Origin of the sequence: Tsukamurella sp. 1534 (assembly GCF_000312385.1) — a bacterium.
GTDB lineage: Bacteria > Actinomycetota > Actinomycetes > Mycobacteriales > Mycobacteriaceae > Tsukamurella.
In genome coordinates this window covers 2033344-2042683 of sequence record NZ_HE997626.1, presented here as the reverse complement: position 1 = coordinate 2042683, position 9340 = coordinate 2033344, and the positions used below count along the sequence as shown (strand labels likewise).

Annotated in this window: 8 protein-coding genes and 1 pseudogene; 2 read left to right on the top strand and 7 right to left on the bottom strand. The window is 74.0% G+C overall.

The annotated features are described in order from the left end of the window. Positions 1 to 719: pseudogene (locus tag BN39_RS09820) on the top strand (hypothetical protein); the annotation flags it as partial. 218 nt (positions 720 to 937) lie between these two features. Here BN39_RS09820 and BN39_RS09815 read toward each other — a convergent pair. From BN39_RS09815 to BN39_RS09800, 4 genes are all read right to left on the bottom strand, one after another. After that, positions 938 to 2275, bottom strand: a complete 1338-nt coding sequence (locus tag BN39_RS09815) for a cell wall metabolism sensor histidine kinase WalK (protein ID WP_019202222.1) — start codon at positions 2273 to 2275, stop codon at positions 938 to 940. Continuing rightward, complete coding sequence (locus tag BN39_RS09810) at positions 2272 to 2973, bottom strand: response regulator transcription factor (RefSeq protein ID WP_019202221.1); 702 nt, start codon at positions 2971 to 2973, stop codon at positions 2272 to 2274. The genes BN39_RS09815 and BN39_RS09810 overlap by 4 nt, the downstream gene beginning before the upstream one ends. Next, positions 2945 to 3607, bottom strand: a complete 663-nt coding sequence (locus BN39_RS22210; RefSeq protein WP_019202220.1) for a phosphatase PAP2 family protein — start codon at positions 3605 to 3607, stop codon at positions 2945 to 2947. Before BN39_RS22210 ends, BN39_RS09810 begins: the two co-directional genes overlap by 29 nt. A gap of 104 nt (positions 3608 to 3711) precedes the next feature. Continuing rightward, the gene (locus BN39_RS09800) at positions 3712 to 4392 is read right to left on the bottom strand and encodes a DUF899 family protein (RefSeq protein ID WP_019202219.1); all 681 of its coding nucleotides are present in this window, start codon (positions 4390 to 4392) and stop codon (positions 3712 to 3714) included. A gap of 82 nt (positions 4393 to 4474) precedes the next feature. On the opposite strand from BN39_RS09800, the gene BN39_RS09795 reads away from it, so the two are divergent. Then, the gene (locus BN39_RS09795) at positions 4475 to 5047 is read left to right on the top strand and encodes a TetR/AcrR family transcriptional regulator (RefSeq protein WP_019202218.1); all 573 of its coding nucleotides are present in this window, start codon (positions 4475 to 4477) and stop codon (positions 5045 to 5047) included. On the opposite strand, the gene cydC is transcribed toward BN39_RS09795, so the two are convergent. The 3 genes from cydC to cydB are packed head-to-tail and all read right to left on the bottom strand — an operon-like array spanning position 5037 to position 9334. Further along, positions 5037 to 6689: a thiol reductant ABC exporter subunit CydC gene (gene cydC / locus BN39_RS09790; protein ID WP_019202217.1), complete on the bottom strand. Its 1653-nt coding sequence runs from the start codon at positions 6687 to 6689 to the stop codon at positions 5037 to 5039. The two genes, BN39_RS09795 and cydC, sit on opposite strands and share 11 nt — an antisense overlap. Continuing rightward, positions 6682 to 8307 carry a thiol reductant ABC exporter subunit CydD gene (gene cydD / locus BN39_RS09785; protein WP_040766122.1) on the bottom strand — a complete coding sequence of 542 codons (1626 nt, stop codon included), beginning with the start codon at positions 8305 to 8307 and terminating at the stop codon, positions 6682 to 6684. Before cydD ends, cydC begins: the two co-directional genes overlap by 8 nt. Continuing rightward, positions 8300 to 9334, bottom strand: coding sequence for a cytochrome d ubiquinol oxidase subunit II (cydB, locus tag BN39_RS09780; RefSeq protein ID WP_019202215.1), 1035 nt, complete (start codon positions 9332 to 9334; stop codon positions 8300 to 8302). Before cydB ends, cydD begins: the two co-directional genes overlap by 8 nt. Between the last annotated feature and the right edge of the window lie 6 nt (positions 9335 to 9340).

Genomic DNA, 9340 nt, shown 5'->3' with positions numbered 1-9340 from the left:
GGCTGGTGCGCGGCACCGCGTTCGGGTGGACCCTCCTCGCGGTGGTACTCGCCGCGGTGTTCGGGGTCCTGTCCACCGAGGTCACCGAGCTCGTCGAGGCGAACCCGATGATGCTCGAGGCGCTCGGCGTCTCCCGCGCGACCGACCTCGTCGGCAGCATCGCGGTCCTGTTCATCGCGCTGTGCGCGGCGGCGGCGGGGCTGCAGGTGGTGGGCCGCCTCGGGCAGGAGGAGGCGACGGGGCGCCTCGGCCTCGTCGGGTCGACCCGGGTGCGGCAGCGCGCGTGGTGGCTCGCCTGGGGCGGCACGGCCCTGGCGGTCGCGGCGACGGTGCTCCTCGCCGGCGCCCTCGTGCTCGGGGTGGCGACGGCCGCCGCCAGCGGGAACGGATCCGACGTGGGGGTCTCGTTCGGCGCCGGCCTCGGCTACCTGGTTCCCGTCTGCTTCGTGGTGGCGGTGGGGCTCGCGGCGCGCGGCGCCACGTCGCGCCCGGTCGCCCTGGGCTGGCTCCTCGTGGCGTGGGCCGCGGTGGTGGGAATGCTCGCCGAGACGCTGCGGCTGCCCGGCTGGGCGCGCGACCTGTCGCCGCTGCACGCCGTCGGCACCCTCCCGATCGACGCGGCGAGCGCGCCGGTGATCGCCGGACTCGCCGCGGCGACGGTGCTCCTCGGGGCCGGTGCGATCGCCCTCGCCGCGCGCCGCGACGTGGCCGCGGGATAGGGCACGGGCCCCGGACGACGGAGAACCCCCTCCGGGCGTGAACCTCACGCGCCGAAGGGGGCCCCGTCATTCCAGGTGGGTGGCCGCCTAGCGGTCAGCCACCTCCTTGATCCTGAAATTCACCATTTCTCGGATCACCTCCTTTCCGTTGACAGGACCGACGCTACGCCCGGCCGCGGCCCCCGGCAACGGATTTAATCTCTCGGCGAACGACGAGGTCAGGGCTTCGCGGGCCGGTCCACGAACCACGCGGTGAACACGGTCTCGCCGCCGTCGCGCGCGTACCGCACGTCGCCGCCCAGCAGGCGCGCGTTCTCCCGGGCGATCGCGAGCCCCAGGCCCACGCCACCGCTGCGGGTGCGCGCCTCGGCCACCTTGTGCAGGCGGGTGAACACGGCCTCCTCGTGCCCCGCGGGCACCCCGTCGCCCCGGTCGCGCACGGTCACCAGCGCACCGTCGGCGGTCGGGTCCACGGCGACGGTGACCGGCTCGGCCCCGTGCCGCAGCGCGTTGCCCACGAGGTTGGTCACGACGGCGACCACGCGCCTCGGATCGGTGCGCAGCACCGCCGGGCGCCCGGAGACGGCGACGCGGGACCAGCCGCGCCGCTCCAGCGCGGACCCGACGAGCTCCCTCACCTCGAGCTCCTCGATCTGCAGGGAGACGGTGCCGGCGTCGCGCCGCGTCATCTCCAGCAGGTCCTCCACGAGCTGCGCCAGCTCGTCGATCTCCCGCCCCACGAGCCGGGCCGCGCGGCCGGGCGGACCGTCGCCCCGCACCTGCTCCCGCAGCACCTCCGCGGCCGGGACGAGCGCGGCGAGGGGGCTGCGGAGCTCGTGCGAGACGTCGCTGACGAACCGCCGCGAGCGCTCCTCCTCACGGCTGAGCACCTCGATCACCTCGGACTGCCGGTCCAGCATGGCGTTGAACGTGGTGGTCATGTCGCGCAGCTCGGCGACGGAGGTCTCGGGCAGGCGCGCGTCCCGGTCACCCGAGGCGACCTGCGCCGCGACCTCCTTGAGCCGGCGCAGCGGCCGGGTGAGCAGGCGCGCGAGGACCAGTCCGACCGCGCCGCCGAGCATCCCGCCGCCCACGGACGCCGCGGCGATGAGCAGAGTCAGCTGGCGCAGCCGCGCGGACACGTCGCCGAGGGGCGCGAGCCGGTAGATCGTCACCGCGGAGGCGCCCGGCGGCAGCACGTTCGAGCTGAGCGAATGCCCCACCAGCACCTGCCCGTCGGGCATCCGCTGGAACCGGTACCCCACGTTCAGTCTCTGGAGGTAGTTCTCCATCTCCGGGGGCACGAGCGGCGCCACGCCTCCGCCCTGCTCCACGACCCGCCCATCCCGGAAGACGGCGGTGTCCGGCCCCAGCTCCGACAGGTCGCGGCCCTTGTCGAACATCTCCATCTCGTGCCGGAAGGTGGTGAGCGCGGCCTCCTGCGCGTCCTCGTAGACCCACCCCCGGGCGAGGTACCCCAGCGCGCCCCCGGTGACCAAGGCCGTGGCGCACGCGATGAGCACCGTCGACAGGATGACCCGGAGGCGCAGGCTCACCTGTCGCCCCGGAACCGGTAACCGAATCCGCGGACGGTCTCGATCCGGCTCTCGCCGTCGTCGGGATCGATCTTCGCGCGCAACCGCAGGATGGCGTTGTCCACGAGGCGCGAGTCGCCGAGGAAGTCCTGGTTCCAGGCGAGGCTCAGCAGCTGCTCGCGGCTGAGCACCTGCCCTGCGTGGTCCTCGAAGGCGTACATCATGCGCTTCTCGATCGGGCTCAGCGGCAGCGCGACACCGTCGCGGAAGACCTCGGCGGCCGCACGGTCGATCACGAGCCCCGTGCCGGGGGCGGGCGCGACGGCCGCGGGGTCCGGCTCGGGCGCCGGCGGATCTTCGAGTACCGCGCGCCGCATCGCGGCCTTGATCCGGGCGTCCAGCACGCGCGGGCTGACCGGCTTGACCACGTAGTCGTCCGCGCCGGCCTCGAGGCCCGCGACGGTGTCGATGTCGTCGGAACGCGCCGTGAGGATGATGATCGGCACCCGGCTCGACCGCCGGATCCTGCGGCACACGGCGAAGCCGTCCTCCCCCGGGAGGCCGAGGTCGAGGAGCACCACGTCCGCGGCGCCGACGCGCTCCTCGAGGTCGTCGGTGGCCGCCGGCAGGTGCGCGAGGCGGTGGTCGAGCAGTTCCAGCGAGAGGGTCAGCCCCTCGACGATGTTCTCGTCATCCTCGATGAGCAGCAGGGCGACCACCCGCGCGCCTCCGTTCCGCCGTCATCGCCGCCGGGAGCTCGGCGACCCAGTCCGCCGCGAGGCACAGGACGCGGGCGAGCGCCGCCGAGAACCCGGCGAGCAGCCACGCGCCGAGCACGTCGGCGGGGCGGTGCCACTGCTGCGCGACCACGGCCACCGAGACCACGACGGCGGGGCCCAGCATGGTGAGGGCGACCACGGCGCGTGAGGAGCCCGCCCGCGCGGCGACCGTCGCGGCGACGGCGATCACCGCGACCGCCGCGACGGTGTTCGACGGGAACGAGTTGAGCAGCGGCCCCACGCCCAGCTCGGGGCGCGGCAGTACGACCTTGAGCGCCACGGCGGCGACCACGCCCACGCCGAGGGTGAGGAACGCCTCCACCCACACCCGCAGCGAGTGGCGCGCGAGCACCACCGCGCCGGCGGCGACGGCCAGGGCCAGGAGGATCGGCACCTGCAGATCGCCCAGCACCCCACGGGTGGGGACGTCGACGCCGGCGGCGCCGGAGACGCGGTTCATGACCTCCTGGTCGATGAACTGGCCCACCGGCGTGCCCACGGCACCCAGGTAGAGCATCGCGAAGGCCAGCGCGGACAGCGCGGCCGCGATGAGCGGTCGGTCGATTCGGTACATGACTCCTAGCCTGCGGTCGCGACGTCGCCGTGACCTCTCCACCGCGACGCGACCATGTCTCAGTCATGTCACAGTAGCGGTCGGGCGACGGCGCGCCGGGGAGGCTACGCCGAGCCGTACCAGTCGGCCATCTGCTTCGACGACGCCCAGCGAGCGTACGTCGGGTCCTGGGGCCAGCCGTCGGGGGCGTCCTGCCACACCTCCTGGCGCCCGTAGGGCAGCACGTCGAGGAGGCCGAAGGTGTAGGACACCTGCTCGGCGCCCCGGCTGAAGGTCTGCCACTGGTGGTAGACGGTGTCCCCGTCGCGCACGAAGGTGTTGTAGGCGAAGCCGCCGCCGGGGCTGGCCCCCATGTCGGCGCCGAAGCTCGATCCGGCGGTCGAGTACCAGGTCATCGTGTTCCCGAGCTTCTTCTTGTAGGCGAGGACCTCGTCGATCGGGCCGTTGGTGATCACCACCATCCGGGCGTCCCAGTTCTCCAGGAAGTCGAGCCGGGCGTAGTGCGCCGTGACACCGGTGCAGCCGCCGCACTGCCACTCGTTCCCGTCGGTCCACATGTGGTGGTAGGTGATGAGCTGGCTCCTGCCGTCGAAGACCTCGGCGAGGGTCACGGTGGAGCCGTCCTCGGCGGTCAGCCGGTACTCGGGGAGCTGCACGGCGGGCAGCCGCCGGCGCTGGGCGGCGATGGCGTCCAGTTCGCGGGTGGCGGCCTTCTCGCGGATGCGCAATTCGTCGAGCTGCTGCTGCCAGGTCTCGCGGTCGACGACGGGCGGTACGGCGTTCATGGGTTCCTCCGACTGATGTTCACGGTGTACACATCTGTTATGTTCACACCGTACACACGAGTGGCAGGGGGCACAAGGGTTCATGGCGTACCACCACGGGGACCTGGCGCAGGCGCTGGTCGACGCGGGCCTGGAGGTCACGCGCGGCGGCGGGCCGTCGGCGCTGACCATCCGCGAGGTGACCCGCCGGGTGGGCGTCAGCCCCAACGCCGCCTACCGCCACTTCCCCGACCGGCTGGCCCTGCTGCGGGCGGTGTCCGCCGCGATCGAGCAGCGGATGGCCGACGCGATGCCGGTCTCCGCGGGGCAGGGCCCGGTCGAGCGGCTGCGCGCCGTGGGCCTGGGCTACATCGCTTTCGCGCTCGCTGAGCCCGGCTGGTTCTCCGTCTGCTTCTTCGGCGACGAGGTGCCCGACCCCGAATCCCTCTCCGGCATACCGCCGTACGTCGCCCTCACCGATTCCCTCGACCTCATGGTGCACGCGGGCCTACTCGCACCCGCGGCGCGACGGTCCGCCACCTGGTCCTGTTGGTCGATGGTGCACGGCTTCGCGGAGATGGCGTTGCGCGGCCCCCTGCACCACCTGCCCGGCGATCAGCAGTGGCCGCTCGCCGAGGCCGCGGTGGACGCCGCCATCGCGGGCGTCATGGCCTGAGCGCCCGTGCCGCGGCTCCGGCCGTTCCGAACGTCGGGTTCTGCGGGCCTCCGCGCCGGGATTCGGCGGACGGCCGCTGAACCCGGATCTCGGGAACCGCGACGCGGCCCGGCGCCGCGTGTCCGGCGACCACGACGGTGCGCCCGCGGAACAGACCGGCGGGGTCCAGGATCTCGTCGAGCAGCCGCCCGGCGTCGGCGCGGTCCAGGTGCTCCGTCGGCTCGTCCAGCAGGACGACGGTGGCGCGGCTCACCAGGGCGCGGGCCAGCAGCAGCCTGCGCCGCTGGCCGCCGGAGAGCGAATCGGCGCCGTGATCCAGCGCGGTGTGCACCCCATCGGTGAGCCCGTCGATCCACGGGCCCAGCCCCACTGCGCGCAGCGCGGTCTCGATCTCCGCATCGGTCGCATCGCCGCGCGCCACGCGGCAGTTCTCGGCGAGCGAGGTGGCGAAGACGTGCGCGTCCTCGCCGAAGAACCCGACCGCGGCGGGGAGGTCCGCGTAGTCCGCGGCGGGCGCACCGTCCACGAGCACCCGGCCGCCGCGGGTGTCGAGGCCGGCCAGGGCCAGCAGCAGCGTGGTCTTCCCGGCGCCGGATTCGCCGCGCACCAGGAGCCTGTCGCCGGGGCGCAGGACGAGGCCGTCCAGCTCCAGCACGGGACGCCCGGCCACGGTCCGCTCCCCCGCCGCGGGGGCCGGAACGAGATCCAGCAGGGGCGCGAGGCGCGAGGCGGCGTCGGCCGATCTCACGTACTGCCGGGCGGCGTCGGGCAGCGGGGCGACCGCCTCGAACGCGCTCAGCGGCAGCAGGATCAGGATGCCCAGCGTCATCGGGTCCGCGGCGCCCGCGCGGGTGAATGCGAGCAGGAGGGCGCCGAGGACGGCCACCCCCACCGCGAGCGGCACCGCGGCGTCGGCGAGCGCGCCGATCCGGGCGGCGCGGTCCACCGCCGAGCGACGCGCTGCCTCCGCCTCATCGGCACGGGCGCGCACGGCGGCGAGACGTCCGGCGACGGCGAGCTCCCCGGCGTGGTCGAGCACCGCCGACGCGGCGGCGCCGAACTCCTCGCTGCCGGCGGCCTCGGCGGCGGCGCGGGCGCGGGTGGCCCGCACCACGAGCCACGGCGCGAGCACCCCGGCCACCAGCAGGCAGCCCGCCAGAACCGCGCCCGCGCGCGGGTCGACGAACGCCGCCCAGCCGACCGCGGCACCGGACACGGTGAGCGCGGTCGCCGCGGGGATCACGGTGCGCACCAGCAGGTCCCCCACCGCGTCCACGTCGGCGCCGGTGCGCGCCAACAGCTCCCCGTCGCGCAGGCGGACGCTCGCGGCGGGCGGCGCGGCGGCGAGCCGCGCGTACAGCGCCACCCGCAGCTCGGTGAGCCCGGACAGCGCCACGCGGTGCGTAGCGAGCCGCTCGACGTACCGCATGAGCCCGCGGGTGATTCCCAGCGCCCGGACCGCCGTCACGGCGACCGACAGCGCGAGCACCGGAGGCATGGTCCAGGCCTTCGTGATCAACCACGCGGAGAGCCCGGCGAGCGCCAGGGCACTGCCCGCGGTGAGAACGCCCGCACCGATCGCGCCCAGCAGCGCGAGCGGCCGGGTCCGCAGGGCGCGCAGGCAGATCCGCAGGTCATGCACGGCGCACCTCCAGCACCTCGTCGGCCGCCGCGAGCACCCGCTCGTCGTGACCGACGATCACCACCAGGGCCCCGGCGCCGGCGCGGGCGCGCAGCTCGGCGAGCACGCGGTCGGCGTGGTCCGGGTCCAGGTGCGCGGTCGGCTCGTCGAACAGCAGCACGTCGCGACCGAGCGCGAGAGTCCGCGCCAGGGCGAGCCGCTGCCGCTGACCGGCCGACAGCCCCGCGCCGCCCGTCCCGACGGGACGCTCCCACCCCCGCTCGGCGACCACCTCGTCGAGCCCCGTGGCCGCGACGACCCGCGGAACGGATTGCGGCACAGGAGCCCCCAGGAGCGTGAAGTTGTGTTCCAGGGAACCCGGCTCGAGGTAAGGGTGCTGCGGGCACCACGCGACGCGCGCCCACCACTCGGGGCCGCCGCGCAGGGGCGCACCGCCCACGGTGACCTCCCCGCGGTCCGGCACCGTCAACCCTGCGAGAACCGTGAGGAGGGTGGACTTCCCGCATCCATTGGGCCCCGTGAGCGCGGTGATCCGCCCGGGCCGGAGAACTCCGTCGAAGCCCGACGGGGCCGCGCCGTCCCGCCCGTCGACCGCGACGCCGCGCAGGACGATCTCGCCGGTGCGGGCGGCGCCGTCCCCGACCGCGGGTGCGGGGTGGTCGAGGAGGGCGAACACCCGCGACGTGGCCTCCACTCCCTGCTCGGCGGCGTGGAACCGGGCGCCGACCGCGCGCAGCGGCTGGTACACCTCGGGGGCCAGCACGAGCGCGAAGACGCCCGCGAACAAGGTCATCTCACCGAACACCAGCCGCAGGCCGATGCTCACGGCGACGAGCGCCACGCACAGTGTGGCGAGCAGTTCGAGCACCATCGAGGAGAGGAACGCGATGCGCAGGGCTCCCATCGTCTCGGCCGCGTTGCGCTCGCCGAGCTCGCGGACGGTGCGCTCGGGGCCGCGCTGACGGCCGAGCGCGCGCAGGGTGGGCAACCCGGCCACGAGGTCCAGCAACCGGGAGGAGAGTCTCGCCATGGCCGCGAGGCGCCGGCGCGTACGGTCGCGGGTGAGCAGGCCGATGAGGACCATGAAGACGGGCAGCAGCGGCAGTGTGCCCAGGGCGATGGCGCCCGAGATCGGATCGGCCACGAACATCGCCACGACCAGGGCGGGCGTGGCGATCACGCTGAGCGCCAACGCCGGAACGTAGCCGGTGAGGTAGGGCAGCAGGTCGTCCAGGCCCCGGGTGAGGGCGGTGCGAAGTTCCTCGTGATCGGTGCCCGCGGGCAGCCTGCCGGGCCCGACGGCGCCGAGCGCGGCGGACCGCAACTGGGACACCACGCGGTCCGCGGACCGTCGCTCGATCCGCGAGCGCACGTAGGTGGTGAGCACCCGGACGGCGACGGCGCCCGCGACCAGGAGCACCGGGCCGGGCAGGTCCGCGGGACCGGTCACGAGGCGGGCGAGTACCGTCGCCACGCCGTACGCGAGCGCGATCACGGCGGCGGTATCGACCACGCCGCAGGCGATCACGGCCGCCATGAGCCCGCGGGAGCTGCGGGCGTACCGCAGCAGCCGCGGGTCCACAGGACCCGTGCGCGTGCGGACGGCCGGTTCAGGCACGGGGGCTCAGGCCGATCGACGGCGGGATCTGCGTGGCGCTGATCCGCTTGCGGAACACCCAGTAGGTCCAGGCCTGGTAGATCATCACCATCGGCAGCAGCACCACTGTGCACCAGGACATGACGACCAGGGTGTAGTGCGAGGACGAGGCGTCGGCGATGCTGATGGACCGCGCGGGATCCGTGGCGTTGAGCACGTCGGGGAACAGCGACCCGAACAGCAGCACGCTCACTCCGATCACCGCGAGGGAGGTGGCGGCGAAGGCCGCGAGCTCACGGTCGGCGCGGATCATCGCGCCCGCCGCGACGAGGCCGGCGGCGGCCGTCACCACCATGGTCCACGTCCACGGCTTCCCGTAGGAGAGCTGCGTCCACAGCACGAAGGCGGCGCCGATCACGGTGACGGGCAGCCACATCCGCGCGGCAAGGGTGCGGGCGTCGGTGCGCACGGCACCGTCGGACTTGAGTGCCACGAAGATCGCGCCGTGCAGCAGGAACAGCCCCAGCAGCGCGACACCGCCGAGCAGGCCGTACGGGTTGAGCAGATCCCAGACCTCGGAGGTCATCCGGCCGTCGGCGTCGATGTCCACGCCTCGCAGGATGTTCGCGAACACCAGGCCCCAGCAGAACGCCGGGATCCAGGAGCCGAGGCCGATGCCGAAGTCCGCCCAGCCGCGCCACCGCGGATCGTTGATCTTGCCGCGCCACTCGATCGCGCAGACCCGCACGATGAGCCCCACGAGGATCGCGAGCAGGACCAGGTAGAAGCCGGAGAACACCGTGGCGTACCAGACCGGGAAGGCCGCGAACATGGCCGCGCCGGCCGTGATCAGCCACACCTCGTTGCCGTCCCACACGGGGCCGATGGTGTTGAGCAGCACCCGGCGCCGGGTGTCGTAGTCGGCGTGGCCGCGGCGCCGGCCGAGGATCGGCATGAGCATGCCGACTCCGAAGTCGAAGCCCTCCAGCACGAAGTAGCCGGTGAACAGGAACGCGATCGCGAGGAACCAGTAGTCGGGGAGCGTCATGGCAGT